General features: G+C 70.5%; 18 protein-coding genes and 1 tRNA gene. 14 read left to right on the top strand and 5 right to left on the bottom strand.

Annotated features, from left to right (window positions below):
• The first annotated feature begins 19 nt into the window (after nucleotides 1-19).
• A tRNA-Thr gene (locus CCO02nite_RS09770) sits at nucleotides 20-95 on the top strand.
• Between the two features lie 72 nt (nucleotides 96-167).
• On the opposite strand, the gene CCO02nite_RS09765 is transcribed toward CCO02nite_RS09770, so the two are convergent.
• Together CCO02nite_RS09765 and CCO02nite_RS09760 are read right to left on the bottom strand one after the other, a co-directional pair.
• A complete protein-coding gene (locus tag CCO02nite_RS09765; protein ID WP_146842953.1) occupies nucleotides 168-1,385 on the bottom strand; it encodes a site-specific integrase in 1,218 nt (405 codons plus the stop codon).
• Nucleotides 1,382-2,026, bottom strand: a complete 645-nt coding sequence (locus CCO02nite_RS09760; protein WP_146842952.1) for a hypothetical protein — start codon at nucleotides 2,024-2,026, stop codon at nucleotides 1,382-1,384. Before CCO02nite_RS09760 ends, CCO02nite_RS09765 begins: the two co-directional genes overlap by 4 nt.
• Before the next feature lie 60 nt (nucleotides 2,027-2,086).
• On the opposite strand from CCO02nite_RS09760, the gene CCO02nite_RS09755 reads away from it, so the two are divergent.
• The 6 genes from CCO02nite_RS09755 (at nucleotide 2,087) to CCO02nite_RS09730 (ending at nucleotide 10,252) form a co-directional block, all read left to right on the top strand.
• On the top strand, nucleotides 2,087-2,329 hold the full coding sequence (locus tag CCO02nite_RS09755) for a helix-turn-helix transcriptional regulator (RefSeq protein ID WP_146842951.1): 243 nt from the start codon (nucleotides 2,087-2,089) through the stop codon (nucleotides 2,327-2,329).
• Nucleotides 2,330-2,342: 13 nt separating this feature from the next.
• A complete protein-coding gene (locus tag CCO02nite_RS09750) occupies nucleotides 2,343-2,591 on the top strand; it encodes a hypothetical protein (protein WP_146842950.1) in 249 nt (82 codons plus the stop codon).
• 401 nt (nucleotides 2,592-2,992) lie between these two features.
• Nucleotides 2,993-3,925, top strand: a complete 933-nt coding sequence (locus CCO02nite_RS09745) for a hypothetical protein (RefSeq protein ID WP_146842949.1) — start codon at nucleotides 2,993-2,995, stop codon at nucleotides 3,923-3,925.
• A 423-nt stretch (nucleotides 3,926-4,348) separates the two neighbouring features.
• Nucleotides 4,349-5,962 (top strand): class I SAM-dependent DNA methyltransferase, encoded by a 1,614-nt coding sequence (locus tag CCO02nite_RS09740; RefSeq protein ID WP_307724047.1) that lies wholly within the window; start codon nucleotides 4,349-4,351, stop codon nucleotides 5,960-5,962.
• Nucleotides 5,955-7,067: a restriction endonuclease subunit S gene (locus tag CCO02nite_RS09735; protein WP_146842947.1), complete on the top strand. Its 1,113-nt coding sequence runs from the start codon at nucleotides 5,955-5,957 to the stop codon at nucleotides 7,065-7,067. Before CCO02nite_RS09740 ends, CCO02nite_RS09735 begins: the two co-directional genes overlap by 8 nt.
• Nucleotides 7,067-10,252, top strand: a complete 3,186-nt coding sequence (locus CCO02nite_RS09730; RefSeq protein WP_146842946.1) for a type I restriction endonuclease subunit R — start codon at nucleotides 7,067-7,069, stop codon at nucleotides 10,250-10,252. The genes CCO02nite_RS09735 and CCO02nite_RS09730 overlap by 1 nt, the downstream gene beginning before the upstream one ends.
• 168 nt (nucleotides 10,253-10,420) lie before the next feature.
• Here CCO02nite_RS09730 and CCO02nite_RS09725 read toward each other — a convergent pair whose 3' ends face one another.
• On the bottom strand, nucleotides 10,421-11,041 hold the full coding sequence (locus CCO02nite_RS09725) for a hypothetical protein (protein ID WP_146842945.1): 621 nt from the start codon (nucleotides 11,039-11,041) through the stop codon (nucleotides 10,421-10,423).
• Nucleotides 11,042-11,545: 504 nt separating this feature from the next.
• On the opposite strand from CCO02nite_RS09725, the gene CCO02nite_RS09720 reads away from it, so the two are divergent.
• Nucleotides 11,546-12,724: an RtcB family protein gene (locus CCO02nite_RS09720; RefSeq protein WP_146842944.1), complete on the top strand. Its 1,179-nt coding sequence runs from the start codon at nucleotides 11,546-11,548 to the stop codon at nucleotides 12,722-12,724.
• A gap of 190 nt (nucleotides 12,725-12,914) precedes the next feature.
• Nucleotides 12,915-13,850 carry an endonuclease/exonuclease/phosphatase family protein gene (locus tag CCO02nite_RS09715; protein ID WP_146842943.1) on the top strand — a complete coding sequence of 312 codons (936 nt, stop codon included), beginning with the start codon at nucleotides 12,915-12,917 and terminating at the stop codon, nucleotides 13,848-13,850.
• 4 nt (nucleotides 13,851-13,854) lie between these two features.
• Here CCO02nite_RS09715 and CCO02nite_RS09710 read toward each other — a convergent pair whose 3' ends face one another.
• Entirely contained in the window at nucleotides 13,855-15,111 is a 1,257-nt protein-coding gene (locus CCO02nite_RS09710) for a hypothetical protein (protein WP_146842942.1), read from the bottom strand.
• Nucleotides 15,112-15,226: 115 nt separating this feature from the next.
• Between CCO02nite_RS09710 and CCO02nite_RS09705 the strand changes: the two genes are divergently transcribed.
• Nucleotides 15,227-16,198, top strand: coding sequence for a M15 family metallopeptidase (locus CCO02nite_RS09705; protein WP_246117470.1), 972 nt, complete (start codon nucleotides 15,227-15,229; stop codon nucleotides 16,196-16,198).
• A 34-nt stretch (nucleotides 16,199-16,232) separates the two neighbouring features.
• Here the strand turns inward: CCO02nite_RS09705 and ligD are convergent, their stop codons facing one another.
• Complete coding sequence (gene ligD / locus CCO02nite_RS09700) at nucleotides 16,233-17,303, bottom strand: non-homologous end-joining DNA ligase (protein ID WP_146842941.1); 1,071 nt, start codon at nucleotides 17,301-17,303, stop codon at nucleotides 16,233-16,235.
• A 147-nt stretch (nucleotides 17,304-17,450) separates the two neighbouring features.
• Here ligD and CCO02nite_RS09695 point away from each other — a divergent pair, with 147 nt between their 5' ends.
• From CCO02nite_RS09695 to CCO02nite_RS09680, 4 genes are all read left to right on the top strand, one after another.
• Nucleotides 17,451-17,888 (top strand): ATP-binding protein, encoded by a 438-nt coding sequence (locus CCO02nite_RS09695; RefSeq protein ID WP_246117469.1) that lies wholly within the window; start codon nucleotides 17,451-17,453, stop codon nucleotides 17,886-17,888.
• A 129-nt stretch (nucleotides 17,889-18,017) separates the two neighbouring features.
• On the top strand, nucleotides 18,018-19,556 hold the full coding sequence (locus tag CCO02nite_RS09690) for a chromosome partitioning protein (protein WP_146842940.1): 1,539 nt from the start codon (nucleotides 18,018-18,020) through the stop codon (nucleotides 19,554-19,556).
• Between the two features lie 178 nt (nucleotides 19,557-19,734).
• Complete coding sequence (locus tag CCO02nite_RS09685; RefSeq protein ID WP_307724046.1) at nucleotides 19,735-20,322, top strand: RNA polymerase sigma factor; 588 nt, start codon at nucleotides 19,735-19,737, stop codon at nucleotides 20,320-20,322.
• Nucleotides 20,323-20,431: 109 nt separating this feature from the next.
• Nucleotides 20,432-21,898 (top strand): hypothetical protein, encoded by a 1,467-nt coding sequence (locus CCO02nite_RS09680; RefSeq protein WP_146842939.1) that lies wholly within the window; start codon nucleotides 20,432-20,434, stop codon nucleotides 21,896-21,898.
• Nucleotides 21,899-21,976 lie beyond the last annotated feature (78 nt).

Raw genomic sequence — 21,976 nt, 5'->3', positions numbered from 1 at the left:
GACCGTCAGGCCCGACGACGCCGCCTTAGCTCAGTCGGCAGAGCGTCTCACTCGTAATGAGAAGGTCAAGGGTTCGATTCCCTTAGGCGGCTCCACATGTGACCTGCGGCTTCACCTCTCGGGGTGGGGCCGCATCGTCGTTCCTGGGCTCCCACGCTAGGGAACTGCTAGGGAACGGCGCGCGAACTGCGCTGGACGAGGTCCGCAGCGGCCTGCGCAGCGGCCACCCCGACACCGCCGACGAGGTGGCTGTACGTGTCCGACGTGACGGCCAACTGGCTGTGCCCCAGCCGCTTGCTCACGACCGTGAGGGGGACGCCCGCCGCGAGCATGAGGGACGCCTGAGCGTGCCGCAGATCGTGGAAGCGGCAGGGCCGAAGGGGAGCACCGTCGACGGTCACCTTCGGCACAAGACGGCGGAACGCCTGACCGATGCTGTCCGGGTGCCAGCCGGTGCCGTCCTCGTGCGTGAACACGAGGCCGCTGTCCGACCACGCCGGACCCCACGCCAGCCGCTCGACGGCCTGGGCGCGCTTGACGGCCCGCATGACCGCGACGGTGCGGGTGTCGAGGTCGACGGCCCGGTGCTCGCCGCTGGACGTCTTCGGGGCCGTGACGACGGTGCGCGCGCCGAGCGCCACGACCTGCTGACGGACGGTCACGCGAGCCCGGTCGAGGTCGACGTCCTGCCAGCGCAGCCCGGCCAGTTCGCCACGGCGTAGACCGGTGTGCACGGCGGTGTGCAGCAGCGGGTGCAGGCGGTGCGCGACGACGGCCGGGGCCGACAGGAACGCGGCCAACTCGTGTGGCTCCCAGGGCTGGACCGGCTTGCGGCGGACGCTGGGCATGTCGACCAGCGCAGCGGAGTTGCGCGCCACCTCATCGCGCTTGACGGCCGTGCCGAGGGCGGATCGCAGCGTGGCCCGGATTCGACCGAGCGACGAGGCAGACAAGCCCGGGTGCTCGGCGGCGATCTGCCGGAACGCCCGCTCGACGTGGCGCGGCGTGAGTTCGGCCAGGCGGACGGTTCCGAGGGTCGGCACGAACAAGCGCTCGACGTGATCGCGGTACGCCTGCTCCGTCTTGGGCCGAATCGTCCCCGCTGCGACCTTGGCCGCGAGCCACGAGCGGAGGTACTCCGCAACCGTCACGCGACGGTTGTCGACGACGAGCCCGGCGCGGTTGTCCGCGAGCACGCCGTCCCGGGCAGCCTTGGCCGCACGCTGGCCTGCGAAGCCACCCTTCGTGACCTGGCGGCGTCGCCCGTCGGCGGTCGGTGGCAACTCGACGATGAACGACCATGTGCAGTCGCAGCGGGTCGGTCTGGTGCACGCCACGCGATGTCGCTGGAAGACGCCGGCGCTGGTGCTTCTGTTGATCGTCACACCTCACGCACCTTTACAAGTCTCTGGGGCGGACTCGACGGCTGCCGGATGGTAACGCCGGCGAGCGCGGCGTCCCGTCGGCGGCGCGTGCGGTCTTCGGGCAGTCGCCCTCGCTCTCGCGCCTCGGAGATCAACTGGTCGGCTCGCTTTAGGCCGACGTGCATCGCGTCTGCGATCACCGAGCGCGCGCTTCGGCCCTGCGCTACGGCACGGTCGTAGGTATCCGCGATCCAGTCGCTGAACTCGTCGGAACCGCCCCGTGGTCGGATGGGCGCGACCTCGGGCGCCCAGAAGGCCGGCAGCCTACCGTCAGTGAAAGCCTCTTCACCTTCGGGAGCCCGGGTTCTGCCGTCGGGCATCAGGTCCAGCACGCGGGCGGCCACCACGGTGAGGGTCCGGAGCGGGAGCCGAGCGATCGTGGAGGCGTCGAGGGCTACCTGGTCTGCCGTCACGCTTGTCGGCTTCAACTGCAGCCCGATAAGCCGCGGGGCGCCATCTACTAGCCCGACGAGGACTGCGATCCAGCCGGCGAAGAGTTCGGTTTCTCGGAACATCACCCAGCCGGGTGACGGGGCGTTCCGCACAAGGAGGCCGCCCACCATGCCCACGCCGCCCACCACTCCTACGGCGTCTTCGTCCATCGTCGAAGACTAGCAAGCATCCCATGGTCATTGCTACCTAATCACTACGACACTTGGGCTATGCGATCCATAACGGCGGCCCACCTGGCCGAACTCGACACGCTGCCCGCGACCGTGGACCTTCCTCAAGCCGGCCGTTTCTGGGGCATCGGGCGCGACGCCGCTTACCGCCTGGCCCACTCCGGGCAGTTCCCGGCACCGGTCCACCGCGTCGGCGCCCGTTACGTCGTCACCAAGGCCGATTTGGCCGCGGCGCTGGGTGTGCCGCTGCGCCGCTCAGTGGCCGACGACGAGACCAACTGAGGAGACACGCGCTGTGGGCGACAACACGACCGGACATCGCGTCGAGGCCACGATCAAGGTCTACATGACCTGGGACGTCGCGGAGCAGCGCTGGATCGCCGACAGCATCAACGACGACGGCTGGCCTCTCGACTACGCGGCCGGGCCGGAACTGGTGGACGAGCCCGGCGACGGCACCGAGGCCGACCTGGCCGCCGCCTGTCGGTCCCATATCTTCGCCGCCGACCTGTACGCGTTGCTGGCCGTGGTGCTGGGGCGTTGACGTGGGCGACACCAACCCGGCCGGTCACAGGCCCCCGCTTCCGGATCTCGAAGATAGAAGAATCTCGAGACTCGAGCGCGAGATGGACTTCGCGGATTCACTGGTGAGTGCTGGCGCCCCGGTCGTCGTCGCAGAAACTGCGTGGACGGGCGCGGGCGTCGCGGGTACGGGCTACGGGCATGTTCGCGCGCGATGACAGGCAGAGAGATTCCACAGTTCGCCGGGAGCGGCTCCCGGCCTTGCTTGAGCGCCATCCCGTACTGAACCCGTTCTCGGAGCCCTCTACTAACAGGGACGCGAAGCCTCCACTTTCTTCCTTCGGAGTCTCGCCCATCACTCGGGTGGACACAGTTCGCGTGGTTGGCCGGATCTCCGATCACGCCATCCGGAGTTGGCGATCCGTGCACTCGGTCGACGACAACGGCGAAGTTCACGAGAGGGTCACCTCCAACACATGTGCGCTACCCGACGTCGACCTACTGGTTCGCCACACGCCTCGCGGGATGGAGGCCGTCCTTGAACGCTCGCTCCCGACCCTGGTACGCGGGCACAACATCACCTCGCTGGACGCAAGTGAAGCCGTAGAAGCGATCCGCTACCTGTACGAGCAGGCCGCCGAGGTCGTGGACTGGGCCGACGACCTGGGAGCGCTGCGTATCACTCGACTCGATCTCGATCGGGACTTCACCGACGTGACGGCCCTGAGCCCGCTCCTGTACAACTTGGCCCGGCTTCCCGCCCGAAGAACACACACGACGAGGCTGCACGTCGCTCCCGGCGGAGCGGTCGGCCTAGAACGCGCCACCCCATCGCGGACGTGGCGCGCCTTGCTCTACGACAAGCAAGCACAGATCGAGGGCCTCGCGAGCGTGTCGCGTCAGCGCAACGGTCGCGTGATGCTGACCGCGAGTCCGACGGCGATGGCCGTCGCCCGTGTCCGCTTTGAGGTCCAACTGCATCGCGACACCCTGCATCGGAAGGGGATCCGCACTGTGAGCGACCTAGATCACCCAACCAGGCTCGACGAAGTCAGCCGGGAGTTCTTCCGCCGGGTCAGGTTCGACACCCCGGTCGGTGGGCCCTCACACCTGGAAGAAGTCCACATACGGCTGGCGACATCGGGCGACACCGACTACAAGTTCCTCGGCCAGGTCATGGGCATGCTGCATGCGGACGCGCTGGGCCTGCCGCCGCCAAGTCAGAGCCCCACCACGATCGCCCGATACCGAGCCCTCGCCCTGAAGTGGGGGCTGTCAGCGGCTGACGTCCTAGCGCAAACCGCAGGCTCGGCGATGGCCTTCGACTACGCATCTGGCCGAGTGAGGGCTGCCTAGGCGCGGGAGCGCTTCGGAGGCGGGCTGACCGCCAGGCACTGCATGGCCCGGTGGATGACCTCCCACGACCCTGGGGCTGATCAGCCGACCCGTTCCGCATCTGGCAGTCCAAGTCAGATCCGGACCTCGGCCTGTGGGTTGGTCGCTGGCGGGAAGGGGTGTTCAAGGCAGGTACGCCGGACGCTCCTTGTCCCACAGAACCGCTGGGATCGTCACGTACCGAGGCGTCGAGCAGTCGGACGTCAAGACCCAATGCGGGCCGATCATCAACACGGGCACCGGCTACGCGGCCAAGGCGATCCTGACGGCCCCAGCCCGAGGAGCAGGCGGTACCTCGCACATTGCACACCGGGCATGCGCGCGGCACCGTCCCGGGACGGCAGGGGCTGGTGACAGGATGACCCCATCCGACGTGCGAGAAGGGTGATCGTGCCACCAAAGAACAAGACCCAGACCGAAAGCCTGGAAGCGACACTCTGGGCGGCCGCGGACAGACTCCGCGGGAAGATGGACTCCGCCGTCTACAAGCACGTCGTGCTCGGCCTGATCTTCCTCAAGTACGTCTCGGACACCTTCATGGTCCGGCACAGCGAACTCGCCGAACTGGTCGACGACGAGTCCTCCGACTACTTCATGCCGACGGCCGAGGCGAAGAAGTCGGTCCTAGAGGACCGTGACGAGTACACCGCCGAGGGTGTGTTCTGGGTCCCGCAGGGGCACCGCTGGGACGACCTGCGCAAGGCCGCCAAGCAGGCCGACATCGGCAGGCGCGTCAACGAGGCCATGGACGCCATAGAGCGCGAGAACCCGACGCTCAAGGGCGTGCTGCCGAAGAACTACACGCAGGCCGAACTACGCAGCGAAGACCTCGGCGGTCTCATCGACACGTTCTCCCGTCAGGACCTCGCCGCCGCCGAGTTCTCCGGCCTGGACGTGCTGGGCCGCGTGTACGAGTACTTCCTGGGCCAGTTCGCGTCGAACGAGGGCAAGAAGGCAGGCGAGTTCTACACGCCCCGCTCGGTGGTCGAACTCCTCGTCGAGATGCTCCAGCCCTACCGTGGGCGCGTCCTTGACCCGGCGTGCGGCTCGGGTGGCATGTTCGTCCAGGCCGACAAGTTCGTCGCCGCCCATGGCGGCTCACGCAACGACATCTCCGTGTTCGGTCAGGAGTCCAACCCGACCACCTGGCGGCTGGCGAAGATGAACCTCGCGCTGCGCGGCATCGAGGCCAATCTCGGCCCACAGTGGGGCGACTCGTTCCACGCCGACGCGCACCCCGACCTTCGGGCTGACTACGTGATCGCCAACCCACCGTTCAACGACTCCGACTGGGGCGGCGAACGGCTCCGTCAGGACGTGCGCTGGAAGTACGGCACCCCGCCGGCGCAGAACGCCAACTACGCGTGGTTGCAGCACTTCCTGCACCACACCTCGCCCACCGGCACCGTGGGGACCGTCCTCGCGAACGGCTCGCTCTCGTCGCAGCAAAACGGCGAGGGCGAGATCCGTCAGGCGATGGTCGAGGGCGACGTCGTCGAGTGCATCGTCGCGCTCCCCCCGCAACTCTTCTACGGCACGCAGATCCCGGTCTGCCTGTGGTTCCTCACCCGCAACAAGGGATCGGTCAACCGACACGGCCGCACAACCCGGGTACGTACCGACGAGACTCTGTTCATCGACGCCCGCGGGCTCGGGTCACTGACCACCCGCACGCTGCGCGAGTTCACCACCGAGGACGTCCTGCGCATCGCGGACACCTACCACTCCTGGCGCGGCACCGAGACCAGCGTCGACACGCAGTACGAGGACGTACCCGGCTTCTGCCGCTCCGTCTCGACGTCCGAAATCGCCGAGCACGGCTACGTTCTAACCCCGGGCCGATACGTCGGCAGTGAGGAAGTCGAGGACGACAGCGAACCGCTGGAGGAGAAGATCACACGTCTCACGACCGAGATCCGCAACGGATTTGAGGAGCGCTCCCGACTCCAGGGGCTGGTCATCGCGGCTCTTGACTCCTTGGCGGTCGCAGATGGGTGAAACGACCACTCTCGGGGATGTCGTCGACATCCTCACGGGATACCCATTCAAGAGCGCTGACTTCACGCAGAACCCTGAAGACGTACCGCTCCTGAGAGGCGACAACGTCGTCCAACGACGGATTCGCTGGGACGGGGTCCAGCGCTGGCCGAGGTCGGGCGCGGAGTCGTTCGCGCAGTACCGGTTGGCGTTGGGCGACGTCGTACTCGCCATGGACCGCCCATGGATCGAGGCCGGGCTCAAGGTCTCTGACGTCCGGGAGGGGGCGATCGGCGCGCTTCTCGTTCAGCGGGTCGCCCGGCTACGAGCAAAGGACGGGCTCGACCAGGGATACCTCAAATGGCTCCTCTACGAGCGGCGGTTCACCGACCACATCCTCGGCGTCCAGACGGGAACTGCGGTTCCGCACATCAGCAAGACGCAGATCCAGAACTACCGCGTGTCGCTTCCGCCGTTGGATGAGCAGCGGCGGATCGCCAGTGCGCTCGGGGCCTTCGAAGACCTCATCCACACGAACCATCGGCTGGTCGACGGTTTGTGGCAGCGCGCCGCGGCGGCGTACCAGGCGGCCGCCGCCTCAGGTGAGTTGTCGGTACTGAGTGAGCACATCGAGTTGAAGTACGGCAAGGCAATGCCGGCGCGTGACCGCCGCCCGGGGCCGCATCCGGTTGTCAGCAGCGCGGGCATCGTTGACCACAGCGATGCAGTCCTCGCACGCGGGCCAGGCGTCGTGGTCGGACGAAAGGGAACCGTCGGGTCGGTGACGTGGGTTTTCGATGACTTCTTCCCGATCGACACTGCGTTCTTCGTCGCGACCGACCTCCCGATGGCATACGCATACTTCGCGCTCCGCGACGCTGGGCTTGAGCACATGAACACGGACTCAGCGGTCCCCGGGTTGAACCGGACGAACGCCCTTTCGCGACTGGTCGCCGTGCCCGGAACAGCCAGGCTTGAAGCGTTTGACCGCGAAGCGCAGGTGTACCTCTCTGGAGTTCGCGCCCTAGAAGGAGAGATCGCCGACCTCATGCGAACCCGTGACGAACTCCTGCCACTGCTGATGTCCAGCAAGATCCGTGTGTCCGAGAGCATGGCGGTGACGTGATGGTCGGGCCGACCGAGGACGACCTTGAGCGCTGGGTTCTGGAGATCTTGGAGGAGTTGGGCTGGTCCCACGTCTACGGTCCTGACGTCGCGCCGGGGGAGGTCGCTGCGGAGCGCTCGGATTATCGCGAGGTCGTGCTCGTCGGCCGGCTGCGCATGGCGGTTGAGGACCTCAACCCTCGGCTGCCGCCGGCGGCGGTCGACGACGTTGTGGCCACCGTGACCCGCACCGAGTCGCCCGTGGTGGAGTCGGAGAACTGGATTGGGTACCGGTACCTGACCCAGGGGGTGCCTGTCGAGTTCCACGACGCTGATGGCGCCCTGCGGTCGGACCGGGCGCGGCTAGTCGACTGGGAGAATCCGCGGGCCAATGACCTGTTGGCGATCAACCAGTTCTCCATTGAGGGTCCCAAGAGGACGCGCAGGCCCGACGTGCTGCTGTTCGTCAACGGACTGCCGCTGGCGATCTTCGAACTCAAGCGGATCGGGAAGACCTACGCGAAGGTCAGTGGTGCGTTCCGGCAGTTGGCTACCTATCGCAGCCAGATACCCGACGTGTTCAAGTGGAACCAGGTGGCAGTCGTCTCAGACGGGTACGAGGCGCTGGCCGGGTCGTTCTCCGCGCCGTGGAACCACTGGGCGGCGTGGAAGACGATCGACGGCACTGTCCGTGACCCGAAGAGCCTTGACGGTCACCGCATCCCGCAGGTCGAGGTGCTGACTCGGGGGATGTTCCGCCCGGAGGTGTTCTTTGACCTGGTGCGGCACTTCGTCGCCACGTTCGGTGAGGGCGTCCAGACGCGCAAGGCGGTGGCCAAGTACCACCAGTACTGGGCGGTGAACAAGGCGGTCGATCAGACGCTGGAGTCGGTCGAGACGGACGGGCGCATCGGCGTCGTGTGGCACACGCAGGGGTCGGGCAAGTCGCTGGAGATGGCGTTCTACGCGGGCAAGGTGATGACCCATCCCGGGATGGAGAACCCGACACTGGTCGTGCTGACGGACCGCAACGACCTAGACGACCAACTCTTCGACGAGACGTTCGCCCCGTCCAAACCCGGCTCTCCCCTGCCGGAAGCACCGGTTAAGGCGGAGTCGCGCCAGCACTTGAAGGACCTGCTGGCCGGCCGCGAGTCGGGCGGGATCGTCTTCACCACGGTGCAGAAGTTCGGTCTGACCAAGGAGGACCGCGAAGCCGGCCGGTCGTTCCCGCTGCTGTCGGAGCGGCACAACATCGTGGTGATGGTCGACGAGGCGCACCGGTCGAACTACGACGTCATCGACGGGTTTGCCCGCAACGTGCGCGACGCGCTTCCGGAGGCGTCGTTCATCGGGTTCACGGGCACGCCGATTGACGAGAAGGACCGCTCGACCGCGGAGATCTTCGGTGAGTACATCGACGTCTACGACATGACGCAGGCGATCGAGGACGGCGTCACGGTCAAGGTGTTCTACGAGCCGCGCCTGGCCCGGGTCGAACTGCCGGAGGACGCCAAGTCTGAGATCGACGACGAGTTCGACGACGCCACAGTCGGCTCGGAGGAGGAGATCTCCGAGCGCCTGAAGTCCAAGTGGGCCAAGGTCGAGGCGATCGTTGGCTCGGACAAGCGGATCAATCAACTCGCCGCCGACATCGTCGAGCACTGGGAGGCTCGCCGGGAGGTGCTGGCGGGCAAGGCGATGATCGTGACGATGTCGCGGCGCATCGCCGTCGACCTGTACGAGGCGATCATCGCGCTGCGGCCCCAGTGGCACTCGGACGACGACAAGGCCGGCGTCCTCAAGGTCGTCATCACTGGAAACGCGACCGACCCTGCCACCTTCCAGCCGCACATTCGTAACCAGCAGGAACGTCGTGACATGAAGGCCCGCGCGTCCGACGCGAACGACCCGCTGGAACTCGTGATCGTGCGGGACATGTGGCTGACCGGGTTTGACTCCCCGCCGATGCACACCATGTACGTGGACAAGCCGATGCGCTCAGCCGGGCTCATGCAGGCCATCACCCGCGTGAACCGCACGTTCAAGGACAAGCCGTCGGGGCTGATCGTCGACTACATCGGCATCGCCGAGAACCTCAAGGACGCCCTCGCCACCTACACCGACCGCGACAAGCAAGACCGTTCCATCGGCGAGGACGTGCGTCTGGCCGCCATCCCCGAGATGCTCGTCGAGCACGCGATCGTCTCCGACCTCCTGCACGACATCGACTGGGTCACCGTCCTCGGTTCCGGTAACGCCAAGGCGTTCGTGTACGCGGTCACCGCGGCCGTCGACCACCTCCTGGAGTCCGAGCGCGGGCTCGACGAGACCAGTGACGACGTGCAGACCGGCGAGTTCGACACTGACGCCGCGGACAGCCCCTCACTCAAGAAGCGGTTCATGGCGCACACCGGGCGGCTCAAGCGGCTGTTCTCCCTCGTTCCGACCTCCAAAGAGGCGACTGCGATCCGCGACGATGTCGCGTTCTTCGACGCCGTGCGCCAGTCCATCGCCAAGATCGAAGCGGTCGACCGCACCCCGGACGGCGAGGCAGTCCTCGACACGGCCGTGCGGCAGATCATCAGCGAGCACATGTCGGGCTCCGGGGTCATCGACATCTTCGCCGAGGCCGGCCTCGACAAGCCCGACATCTCTGTGATCGACGACGAGTTCCGCGCGAAGTTCGCCGCGTCCGACAACAAGTCGCTGCAACTGGAGGCCGTGCGCCGCCTGATCTCCAAGGAGGTCAAGATCGTCGCCAAGCGCAACGTCGTGGCCGGGCGCAAGTTCTCCGAGATGCTCGCCGACGCGCTCAACCGCTACCAGAACCGCACGATCGACGCCGCGCAGGTCATCGCCGAGATCGTCGAGATCGCCAAGGCGATCCGAGCGCAGCGTCAGCGCGGCGAAGAGACGGGTCTCACAGAGAACGAACTCGCGTTCTATGACGCCCTGGCCACCAACGAGTCCGCACGCGAGGCGATGAAGGACGACGTCATGGTCCTCATCGCGCACGAACTCACCGACATCGTCCGCAACGACGCCAAGACCGACTGGCAGGTCAAGGAGACAGTCCGCGCGAAGTTGCGGACGCGGATCAAGCGGCTCCTGCTCAAGTACGGGTACCCCCCGGACAAGGAACCGCTGGCAACCGAGTTGATCATCCAGCAGGCCGAACAGATCGCCGAAGCCGACGCAGCGTGAGCCCTGGCTCAGCCTTCGCTAGCACGCCGATCAACGAGCGACTGGACGAGTGCGCTCCCCGCAGGCGACGTCGGAGCCCATCGTCGTGGCACAACCGTGTTGCACGGATTCCCTCGTTACCGCGACTCCGGCCGCATGAGGATCCGAGTCGGCTAGAGAGGTCTGTCACTATCGCGCTAGTGCGGTCGCAGGACCGCCCGCTCCGAGGTCGGCACGCAGAGCCGCGAGAGCAGCGTGCAGCGCTGCGTCGGCCTTGTCGAACGCCTCGTCGATCTCATCCTCGTCTGCTTCGCTAACGGCGCCGAGCCTCTTGCGAAACGTCCACTCGAAGGCGGAGACGGCGTTGACCGCCCGGCCCACCACCTCTCGAACCGCGTCGGGTGCGAGGAGGTCGAACTCGCCCAGCGCGTCCTCGATCTGCGCCCACTCCGCGCGGGCCCGCGCGAGTTGCTCCGCTTCAGCGGAACCCGGGACGCCAATGATGCTCCGCATGACCCTGATGTCCGCGAGTACCCGGTTCTGCGCCTTCAGTGCGCCGAGCACCTTCGCGTAGATCAGCCGCTTGTCGGCCAGCCACCGTCGGTCCAGATCGTCGTCCCGCGCGCGCTCCTCACGGGCCTGGGCGGCGAGCCGGTCCCGTTCGTCGCGCACCTTCGTGTCGTGCCGGTTCACGAAGAACTGCGTGATCGCCCAGCCGGTCGTCACCACGGCGAGCACCAGCGCGATGATCGCAATCATGTCCGGGCCTGCGTCTGCCCCTGCTGCCGTTGCACCTGCCTCCATGACCATGCTCGGACCGTAGCGGCGCTGGCAGACGCCCGGTCGGCGGCTCGCTGCCGCGATGTTCCGGCACAGCACCCACGCTGAGCGACGGGGGCGCTCGCGTGGCTCACCCGCGAACGAAACGGTAGGGGTGGGGGTCTCCACCCGGAGTCGACTCGTGCTAGGGCCGCGCTAGGAAACTACGTACTCCCTAGCGCGGCCATGCCGCATGTTGCCGACTGGCGGGTCGACGTTCGAGCACATCAGCGGCCATATCCGCTGCAGTGCCGCACGTTGCCGGATCGGCAGTGCCCAACTCGTAATGAGAAGGTCAAGGGTTCGATTCCCTTAGGCGGCTCAGACCACGAAGGCCCCGCCACCTGCACATCCGCAGGGGTGGGGCCTTGGTCATGCTCGGCCGGCATGCGACCTGCTGGGCCAAGCGGTGGGCCTGCCGCCGAACGGGTGGTGCGGGCGGCGGCGGCGCTATTGCCCGTGACTCGGGTCGTGGCGGCTGGCAGGGTCCGTGCCATGACCAGGCAGCACCTGTCCCGGACGCTCATCTCGTGGGCGTCCATCCTCGAGCCCGAGACCGCCGACCAGGCGATCCGGACCGCGAGCATGCCCTTCGTCTACCCGCACCTCGCCCTGATGCCCGACGCGCATCTCGGCAAGGGCGCGACCGTCGGCTCGGTGATCCCGACCCTCGGCGCGATCGTTCCCGCCGCCGTCGGCGTCGACATCGGCTGCGGCATGATCGCGGTGCGCACGCAGTGGACCGAGGACCAGGTCCGCGCACGCGGACCGCTCGCCCCGCTGCGGGAGTCGATCGAGTCGCGCGTGCCGCTGTCCGCGGGCGTGTACAACGAGGACCTCACCGACAGCGCGGCCCGGCGGGTCGAGGAGCTCGAGCAGCTGGCCGCCAAGGCCGGGTTCGACCCGGCCGGGTACGTGGGCAGCTGGCGGCTGCAGCTGGGGACGCTCGGGTCGGGCAACCACTTCATCGAGGTGTCGGTCGACGAGACCGGAGCGGTGTGGCTGTTCCTGCACTCGGGTTCCCGGGGGATCGGCAACCGGATCGCGCAGCACCACATCAAGGTCGCCGCCGAGCTCTGCAAGCAGTGGTGGATCAGCCTGCCCGACCCGGACCTGGCCTACCTCGTCGAGGGCACGGCCGAGTTCTGGGCGTACATCCGTGAGCTGCGGTGGGCCCAGCACTTCGCGCTGCTCAACCGCGAGGAGATGATGGACCGGGTCGTCGCGGCGATCGGCGAGCACATGGGCGAGCCGGTTGCCGAGTCCGAGCGGATCAACTGTCACCACAACTTCACGGAGCAGGAGCAGCACTTCCGCAAGCAGGTCTGGGTGTCCCGCAAGGGCGCGATCCTGGCCGACGAGGGTCGGCCGGGGCTGATCCCGGGCTCGATGGGGACGGCGTCGTACGTGGTCGTCGGCAAGGGCGATCGCCTGTCGCTCAACTCGTCGCCCCACGGCGCGGGCCGGGAGTACTCACGGTCGGCTGCCCGGCGGAAGTTCACGTTCGAGCAGCTCGACGAGGCGATGGCGGGGATCGAGTACCGGCGCACGGATGCGTTCATCGACGAGATCCCGGCCGCGTACAAGGACATCGACCAGGTGATGGCGGACGCCGCCGACCTCGTCGAGATCCGCCACACGCTGCACCAGATCGTCAACGTCAAGGGCGACTGAGCGCCCAGCACCCCAGATCGTGCGAGGGAATGGCCACCGAGAGCGGCCATTCCCTCGCACGATCGCGGGTCAGGGGGCCCTGATCGTGGCGTAGCGATCGCGGGGTCCACCTCACGCGCAGTCGTCGGGTGGGTCGGGTTCACCCGGTGGCGCTGTGGTGGGGCGGCGTGGTGAGTGGTGGCATGGGGGTGTGAGCGAGGTGGCGCCCGGGGTGGTCGCGGCCGAGGTCGACGCCGTGCGGGGCGCGGTGGCCGCGGTGGTGCCGGCGCGCACGGCAGACAACCTGCTCGTCGGGACGTGGAACCTGCGCGCGTTCGGCGACGTGAGCCGCACGTGGGCGGTCCGCGAGGGGCAGTCGCCCAAGCGGGACTGGCGCGCGGTGGCGCTGATCGCCGCCGTGGCCGAGCACTTCGACGTGGTCGCGCTGCAGGAGGTGCGGCGCAGCACGGCCGCGCTGCGGTTCCTGCTGCAGCGGCTCGGACCGCAGTGGAAGGTGCTGGCCTCCGACGTGACGGAGGGGTCGGCGGGCAACGGCGAGCGGCTCGCGTTCGTGTACGACTCGACGCGCGTCGAGCCGTCGGGGCTGGTGGGGGAGATCGTGCTGCCGCCGGTGGTCACGCAGCCGGCGGCGCAGTTCGCGCGGACGCCGTACGCGGTGGGCTTCGCGCGCGGGGACGTGCAGACGGTGCTGACGACGGTGCACGTGCTGTGGGGCAGGACGACGGCCCGCCTGGTCGAGGTCCAGCGGTTCGCGCAGTGGATGCGTGCTTGGGCGGACCGCGACGACGACTGGAACACCAACCTGCTGGTGCTCGGCGACTTCAACCTCGACCGCATCGGCAACCCGCTGTACGAGGCGTTCGTCTCGACGGGCCTGTGGCCGCCCGCGGAGCTGTCGGCGCTGCCGCGCACGATCTTCGACGACGACAAGGACCGGCACTTCTACGACCAGGTGGCCTGGTTCTCGCACGACGACGGGACCTCGACCCTGCAGTCGATGCGCTACACCGGCCGCGCCGGCTCGTTCGACTTCGTGCCGCGGATGTTCGCCGGGCTCTCGCGGACCGAGACGTCGTGGCGCATCTCCGACCACTACCCGCTGTGGGTCGAGTTCACGCTGGGGTGAGCGGTTACAGGACGGGCGGGCAGGGTCCGACGATCACGGGCACGCCGGCCGCGCGGGCGCGGATCTCGCCGTCGGGCGACGCCCAGCGGTGTGCCACGACGAGGCCGGGTCGCGCGGTGTCGGACGCGAGCACGACGACGGCGCGGTCGCTGCTGCCGGCGTCGTGGTCGGCTCCGGTGGCGCCGAGCCCGGGCACGACGATCGCGCCCGAGGGGTCCAGCGCGACCGGCCAGCTCAGCGCGGCGCGCAGGCCGCGCTCGGCGGCGAGCCACGCCTCGGCGGCGGCCAGCGCTACCTCGGGCGAGCCGTCGAAGTGCCGCACGCGCACGTGGGTGCCGTCGTCGAGCATCGCGAACGTCGTCGGGCCGTCGGTGAGCGCGCTCGCGAGCGCGCGGTCCAGGGCGCGCAGCGCGAGCTCCTGCAGCTCGGCGGACGGGACGAACGGGAGCTCCGCGGGCGTCCGGTAGTGCACGGTGGGCGTCTCGACGGCGGCGCTCGCCGAGCGGCGGCCGTGCCGCTCGCGCCGGGCGGTCGCCTCGGGAGGCGCGGCGGGCACCGACGGTTCCGACGACGACGCCACGCTGACCGGGGACGGGGGTGCCGACCCGGGCGCTGGTGCCGGAACCGGCGCCCGGGTGGCGATCGGGGGCGCCGCGACCACGGCGGGCGCGGCGTCGGGGCCGGCCTGGGGGCCGCGGGGCTGCGGGACGTGCGCGGAGGGCACAGCGGGGACAGCGGGCACAGCGGGCGCGACCGGGGTCGCCGACCCGGCGCCGAGGTGCTCGGCAGCCGCCGCGACGTAGCGTTCGACCCACGCCTCGTCGTCGGCCCCGTGCGTGCTGGTCCAGCGCCGCTCGACGTCGTCGAACGGGACCACGGCGGCGGAGCCGTCCACGGACAGCAGCGCGGGCGCGGGCGTCGCCGCGGCGACGCGCAGCACCCAGCCGGCCTGCCCCCCGCGCGCGAGGACGAGGTCGCCGACGCCGACGGCGATGGCGGCGAGCATGCCCGAGGGGTCGGGTCGGGTGCCGTCGGGTGCGGCGGCCCACCGGCGGTACGACGAGGCGAGCAGCGCGCCGAGGCCCGCGGAGCTGCGCACGTCGGCGCCGGAGGCGGCCAGGTGCGCGCGCAGGCGCTCGAGGTGGCCGTGCTCGCCCGGGGTCAGCTCACGCATGCCGGCGGCGACCGCGGCGGGACCGGTCGCGGTCGAAGGCGGCGTCGAGGTCGCCGGCGCGGGTGCGTAGGGGTGGGCCGTGCTCATGGGGGAGGGATCGACCGGGCGGGCACTCGTCTTGAGCGCGCGCGCGAGGGTTCCACCGGATGGGGGAGCCGTGGCCGTGTTGCACGGTGTGCGTGTCGGTCGGCACACTCGGCGGATGGTCGCCGGACCGCGTCGCAGCGTGCTCGTGGGCACCGTCACGGCTGCGCTGGTGGTCGGTGCCGGTGTCGGCTGGGTGCTGCGCGACCGTCCCCCGCCGCCGGCCGAGCAGGTCGCGCGCACGGTCGTCGTGACCCCGAGCGCGACGCCGGGGATGACCCAGGCGCAGTGGGCAGCCCTGCGTGAGGCCGAGCTGGCCGCGGCCAACGAGGCGACCCTCGCGGACGCCCTGACGCAGGCGCAGGCCGCGACGCTCGCCGCTCAGAGCACGCTCACCGAGTCCGCCGACGAGGTGGCCGACGACGCCGTGCGCGCCGCGCTCGCGGCGCTGGTCGCCGAGCTGCAGACGGCGCTCGCGGCCGACGACCCCGACGCGGACGCGATCCGCGCGCTCGTCGTCGAGGTGCAGACCGCGCAGGGGACGGTCGTCGCGGCGCACGAGGCGTGGCTCGCCGCGGCCGCGTCGCCGACGCCTCGTGCCGACGACGACGACGAGTGCCGGACCACGTACGACGGCCCCGCGTTCTACACGTCCGCGCCGACCGAGGGCGGCGACGGCTCGAACGGCAACGTGCCCGCCTCGATGCTCGCCGCGACGTCGTGGGGCGTGGACTCCCAGGGCACCCGCTACTGGTTGCGCACCGACGCGACGGCCGCGCTCGAACGGCTCAACAAGGACTTCCGCGCCGAGTTCGGGCACGACCTGGACCTCGACCTGACGTACCGCGACTACGCGACGCAGGTCGCGATGCGCAAGGCGCTCGGCTCGATCGCGGCCGAGCCGGGTACGTCCCGGCACGGCACGGGCCTCGCGCTCGACGTCCCGGAGTGGCCGTGCGAGTACGGGTACGACACCCCCGAACGCGACTGGCTCGTGAACAACGGCCCCGACTACGGCTGGGTGTCCCCGTCGTGGGCGCGCTCGAACGGTTCGAACCCGGAGTACTGGCACTACGAGTTCACCGGCTGACCGCCGGGACCGCCCGACGACGAACAGGGCAGGCCTACGTGGCGTCGTCGGGCTCGGGCCGCGCCCGCGAGGGCTGCACGCGCTTGGGCTCGCCCGGCATCTTGGGGTACTCCGGCGGGTACGGCAGGTCGCCGTGGCCCTCGTCGGACTCCTGCCGGTCCGCGAGCTCGAGCAGCGAGTCGATCGCGAAGCGGGGGCCGGCGTGCGCGGCGAGCGGCGCGAACAGGTCGCCGACCTCGGCGAAGCGCGCGGGCATCGTCGTGACCGTGAAGTCGTCGGGGTGCACGTCGCCGACCTCGTCCCAGCGCAGCGGCGCGGAGACGGTCGCACGCGGGTTGGCGCGGATCGAGTAGGCGGACGCGATGGTGCGGTCGCGGGCCATCTGGTTGTAGTCGACGAAGATCTTGACCCCGCGCTCCTCCTTCCACCAGCGGATCGTGACCTCGTCGGGCAGCCGCCGTTCCAGCTCGCGCCCGAACGCGATGGTCGCGCGGCGGGCCTCGACGAACGTCCAGCGCGGCTCGATCGGGACGAACACGTGGATGCCGCGGCCGCCGGAGGTCTTGGGCCAGCCCTCCAGGCCGTGCTCCGCGAGCAGCTCGCGCACGTGCGGCGCGACGCGCGCGGCGTCGGAGAAGTCGGTGCCGGGCTGCGGGTCGAGGTCGATCCGGAGCTGGTCGGGGCGGTCGACGTCGTCGGACGTCACCGGCCACGGGTGGAACGTGATGGTCCCGAGGTTCGCCGCCCACGCGACGACCGCGAGCTCGGAGGGCGCGACCTCGTCGGCCGTGCGACCGGACGGGAACGCGATGCGCGCGGTGCGCACGTACTCCGGCGCGCCCGCGGGGACGCGCTTCTGGTAGAACGCGTCGCCCTTGGAGTCGGTGCGCGTTGCGAGCTTGGCGCCCTCGAAGACGCCGCTCGGCCAGCGTTCGAGCGTCGTGGGCCGGTCCAGCAGCGCGCCGAGGATGCCGTCGCCGACCGCCACGAAGTACTCGACGACGTCGAGCTTGGTGATCCCGCGCCCGGGGAAGTACGGCTTGTCGGGGTTGCTCACGCGCACGGTCCGGCCCCGCACCTCGATCTCGACCGCGGGAGTGGGCATGGGGCCAAACCTAGGCTCGGAGCGCCCGGGCGGCGAGGTCACGGCGGCGCCCGGTTCCTGGTCGCCTGTCCGACTCGATGCCGTCTCGTGACCCGCAACGGTGCGTCCTGAGCGGCGCGAAGGCGTGTGTTCCGGCACCCTGGAGATGTGGGAGAGGTCCGAGACCTGGCGAGCGCACCGAGCGTGCGCCGACGCCGGCCCGTCGTGAGCGACGAGCTGGTGCTCCCGGCCGAGCCCACGGCCCCGCGCGTCGCGCGCCGCTGGGTGATGCGCACGGCCGCCCACGCGGGGGTCGGAGGGACGACGAACCAGCTCGCGGAGCTGCTCACGGCCGAGCTCGTCGCGAACGCGGTGGTGCACGCGCCGGACTGCGGTGACGTGAGCGTGCGTGTGGTGGTCGACTCCGCGGTGCTTCGCGTCGAGGTGACCGACGGCGGCGCCGGGCGGCCGGTGCTGCGTCATGCCGCGCCGAGCGACCCGAACGGCCGCGGGCTCGCGCTCGTCGAGGCGCTGTCCGTCTCGTGGGGCGCGACGGGCGCCGGGATCGGCAAGACGGTGTGGTTCGAGCTCGCCGCCGACGCCTGAGACAGCCCCGGACAACCGCCTCACCTGCGCGATCGCGCGCTCGGCCGCCGATTCGCGTAGTTTGCCCCTGGGGGTACTGACACCGTACCGACACCGTACGGACGCGGTACTGACGCGGGGAGGTGCGCCATGGGCGACGACGAGGCTTCGCGGACGCTGCCGCGGGTGAGCGCCGAGGTGCGCGACGACGGCACGGGAGCGATCTCCGTCGACGGCGTCATCGAGCGGATCCAGATGGCGACCCTGCAGGAAGCCGGAGCCGCGATCACCGCACGCGTGGCCGCGCTCGCGGGCGAGGTGGGCCATCCCGTGCCCGTCACGGTGCGCGACCCCGACGGCATGTGGGACCTGCTGATCCACGCCGACGGCCTCGTCGACGAGGCGCCCGGCGACCTCGCGGACGACCACGCCGCCCCGCAGTCGCCTGCGCTGGGCGCCCCCGTCGCGGCCGACGCACGTACCGCGACCCCGGGTCCGACGAGCGAGCCGGCGCCCGTGCCGGCGACGAGCACGTCGAACGGCGCGCCGACGAGCATGCCGGCCGCCCCGACCGCGGCTCCGACGAGCGGCCAGGCGGATCCGTCGCCGGCGCCGACGACCGGTCCGACGACGGGGCTCACGACCGAGCCCACGACCGAGCCCACGACCGGCCCCACGGCGGGCCCGACGAGTGCGAGCGGCGCCGAGCGCCCGGCCGCCGGCGCCGGCGCGGCGGTCGCGGGGCACACCGGGGCGCTGCCGACGCTCGACGACCTGCTCGCGGCGCGCCACCCGGCCTCGACCGGTCCGGCCGAGGAGGGCTGGCGCGTCGGGGTGCGCCGGGTGACGTTCGGCGCGATCCACCCCGGGCCGGGGCGCGCCGAGCGGCGTCGTCGGGTCCAGGTGGCGTCGGTGCGGCGGACGCTGGACGGCCCGCGCACGGTCGTCGTGATCAATCCCAAGGGCGGCGCGCACAAGACGACCGCGACGATGCTGCTGGCCGCGACGTTCGGGCTGCAGCGCGGCGGCTACACGCTCGCGTGGGACAACAACGAGACGCGCGGCACGCTCGGCTGGCGCTCGGTGCACACCGACCACACGCGTACCGCGGTGGACCTGCTGCACGCGCTCCCGTCGCTGGGCGGGGACGCGACCGTGCGGCTGGGCGACCTCGACGGCTTCGTGCGCACGCAGGCCGACGAGCAGTTCGACGTGCTGGCCTCCGACGAGGACGCGTCGTCGGCCACCCTCATGGACGCGGCCGCGTTCGAGTCGCTGCACCAGGTGCTCTCGCGGTTCTACCGCGTGCTCGTCGTGGACACCGGCAACAACATGCGCGCCTCGAACTGGCAGGCGGCGGTCGCGGCGGCCGACCAGATCGTCGTGGTCTCGACCATCCGCGAGGACACCGCGCAGTCGGCGGCGTGGGCGCTCGACGCGCTGCGCGCGACCGGGCACGAGGACGCGGTGCGCAGCGCGGTGACGATCCTGTCCGCGCCCGACGCGCGCGTCGACAAGGACCTGCGCAAGCGGCTGCGCACGCACTTCGGCGCGCTCACGCGGGCGGTCGTCGAGGTGCCGCACGACCCGGCGCTCGTCGCGGGCGGGCCGATCACGTACGAGGCGCTGCACCCGACGACGCGCGACGCGTGGCTGCGGGCGGCCGCCGTGGTGGCCGACGGGCTGTAGCCCTCGTCCGGTCCGACGGGTGGTTCGCCGTGGTTCGTCGGGCCTCCGGGCGCGGGCGGGTCACGGTCTGGTCACACCTGGGCGACGCAGTTCACGAAAGCGTGCAAGACGGTGCGGGGAGCCGACACAGTGGGGGTGGGGGCGCTGTGGCGTGCCCACCGACGACGAGGGGGGTCACGTGTTGCCGCGCATCGAATCGCCGGACGGTGAGAACGGACTCGCCGACGACCTCGACGCGCCCGAGGGCGACGCGGCCGCACCCGAGGTCCGCCCGATGGCCGGTGAGGGCCCGCCCCACGACGCCGACTGGTTCACCGCGCTGGTGCACGAGCACGAGCGCGCGCTCTACCGCTACCTCGTGCGGCGCACCGGGCAGGAGGCCGCCGACCTGACCGCCGACGTGCTGACGGTCGCGTGGCGCCGGCGCGACGACGTCCCCGACGGTGCCGAGCTGCCGTGGCTGTACCGGACCGCGGGCTTCGTCGTCGCGAACCATCGACGCAAGGGGCGCCCGATCCCCGTCGAGCACCTGCCCGACGAGGTCGAGGACGACGACCCCGCGCTGCACGCGGTGCGTGACGAGCAGGTGCGTGAGGCCCTCGCGGCGCTGAGCCCGCGTGACCGGCAGATCGTGCTGCTCAACGCCTGGGAGGGTCTGACGGGCCAGGCGCTCGCGGAGGTGCTCGGCGTGAGCCGTGGCGGCGCGGACGCAGCCCTCAGCCGAGCCCGCGCCCGACTGGCCGCGGCCTGGGTCGCGTCGGACTGAGTGCAGCACCGGCGCAGTGCAAGACCGGCGCAGTGCAAGACCGGCTCAGTGCAAGACCGGTCGCGCCGGGCACATGGAAGGGGTGAGGACGACTTCCCCGGAGGATTCCATGAACCGCTTCCCGACCGATCACGAGCCCGACGACGGGCAGGTCGACCCTGAGCTCCTGAGTGCGGCACTCGAGCGGGTCCGCGCGGCCGACCCCGCCGTGGACGCCGTGCTCGATGCCGACTCGCTGCACGAGACCCTGGCCGTGACCACGGGGGTCCAGGTGGGCACGGCGCCGGGCGACGAGCTGGCCGCGGCCCGGGCACGCCGGCGCACCCCCCGCTGGTTCCAGGTCGCGGCCGTCGTCGCGGGCATCGCGGTCGTCGGCGCGAGTGGCTACGCGATCGGGGCGAAGGGTGCGGACGCCTCGGCCACGAGCGCTGACGCATCGCTCGAGGCCCCGATGTCGCTCGGTGGTGCGGCGCCCGCCGAGCAGCAGGAGGTCGACTCCGGCGCCGCCGTCGACGCGCAGAATCTCGTCGGCGGGCGTGACGCGTTGCCGTCGAGCTACTGGTACGGCGGTCGTACGGTGTTCCACGGCGCGGGCCTGCCCACCGCGGGATCGAGCCACGACGCGTGGGGATTCGACCCGTCGGCGACCTACAGCCAGGCGACGGCTGCGCTCGCGGCCGACGTGTTCGGCGTCTCCGGCAAGCCTCGTCAGGACGCGGGCGGGTGGACGGTCGGCAAGCAGGACGGTTCTGTCCCGACCGTGACGATCGCCCCTGACGGGACGACGAGCGTGAGCTACTACGACCCGACGCGCGACCCGTGGGCCTGCGGGAGCGACGTGGTCGCTCCCCCGGACGAGCCCGACTCCTCGACGGCGGACGACGCGAAGGCGGACGACACGCCGGGAGACGACGGTGCGGTCAGCGGCGGATCGGAGCCTGACTTCGGCGTGGACGGGGACTGCACGGCTGAGGCGCCGTCGGCCAAGGACGCGACGGCGACGGCGCGTGACGCGCTCGCCGACCTCGGCCTCGACCCCGACGACTACGCGTGGACGACGCAGACCGACGCGGGCGCCTCGGTGAACGTGGGCGCCGAGCTCGTCGTCGACGGCCAGCGCACCGGCCTGACCTGGTGGTTCACGGTCATGTCCGACGGCGTGCAGTCGGCCTGGGGCTCGCTCGCACCGGTCGTGGCACTCGGTTCGTACGACGTGGTCAGCCCGGCGCAGGCCGTGGAGCGGCTGAACGACCCGCGCTTCGGCGCTTCGGGTGGTGGCGTGTACCCGATGGCCGCGCGCGAAGCGCTCATGGGCGCGATGGAGTCGGGCACCGACACGTCGTCGAACGAGGAGCCGACGAGCACGCCCACACCGCCCGCGGCGCCCGAGCCCGGTGCGTCGTTCTCGTGGCCGGTCATGGACGTGACGATCACGGCGGCGCGTCTCGGCGTGGCGCTGCAGACCGACGTGGACGGCTCGACGTCGCTGATCCCGACGTACGAGCTCACGAGCGACGACGGCTCGACGTGGACGGTCGTCGCGGTGGCCGACAGCATGCTCGACCTGACGAGCTGAGCCCGGTCTGGCGCAGGACGTCCGGAACCGGGTGGCAGGGTCCCCGGTCCGGGCACGGACGAAGCCGGTCGACGCGGA

It is taken from the genome of Cellulomonas composti, assembly GCF_007990245.1.
GTDB lineage: Bacteria > Actinomycetota > Actinomycetes > Actinomycetales > Cellulomonadaceae > Cellulomonas > Cellulomonas composti.
This window is presented reverse-complemented; position numbering and strand designations above follow the sequence as displayed.

What these genes read in the sequence shown, in the direction of transcription:
- CCO02nite_RS09680 (WP_146842939.1), top strand. Translation starts at nt 20,432, where the DNA reads ATGAACCGCTTCCCGACCGATCACGAGCCCGACGACGGGCAGGTCGAC.
- CCO02nite_RS09710 (WP_146842942.1), bottom strand. Translation starts at nt 15,111, where the DNA reads ATGAGCACGGCCCACCCCTACGCACCCGCGCCGGCGACCTCGACGCCG.
- CCO02nite_RS09690 (WP_146842940.1), top strand. Translation starts at nt 18,018, where the DNA reads ATGGGCGACGACGAGGCTTCGCGGACGCTGCCGCGGGTGAGCGCCGAG.
- CCO02nite_RS09730 (WP_146842946.1), top strand. Translation starts at nt 7,067, where the DNA reads ATGGTCGGGCCGACCGAGGACGACCTTGAGCGCTGGGTTCTGGAGATC.
- CCO02nite_RS09755 (WP_146842951.1), top strand. Translation starts at nt 2,087, where the DNA reads ATGCGATCCATAACGGCGGCCCACCTGGCCGAACTCGACACGCTGCCC.
- CCO02nite_RS09720 (WP_146842944.1), top strand. Translation starts at nt 11,546, where the DNA reads ATGACCAGGCAGCACCTGTCCCGGACGCTCATCTCGTGGGCGTCCATC.
- CCO02nite_RS09725 (WP_146842945.1), bottom strand. Translation starts at nt 11,041, where the DNA reads ATGGTCATGGAGGCAGGTGCAACGGCAGCAGGGGCAGACGCAGGCCCG.
- CCO02nite_RS09760 (WP_146842952.1), bottom strand. Translation starts at nt 2,026, where the DNA reads ATGGACGAAGACGCCGTAGGAGTGGTGGGCGGCGTGGGCATGGTGGGC.
- ligD (WP_146842941.1), bottom strand. Translation starts at nt 17,303, where the DNA reads ATGCCCACTCCCGCGGTCGAGATCGAGGTGCGGGGCCGGACCGTGCGC.
- CCO02nite_RS09705 (WP_246117470.1), top strand. Translation starts at nt 15,227, where the DNA reads ATGGTCGCCGGACCGCGTCGCAGCGTGCTCGTGGGCACCGTCACGGCT.
- CCO02nite_RS09735 (WP_146842947.1), top strand. Translation starts at nt 5,955, where the DNA reads ATGGGTGAAACGACCACTCTCGGGGATGTCGTCGACATCCTCACGGGA.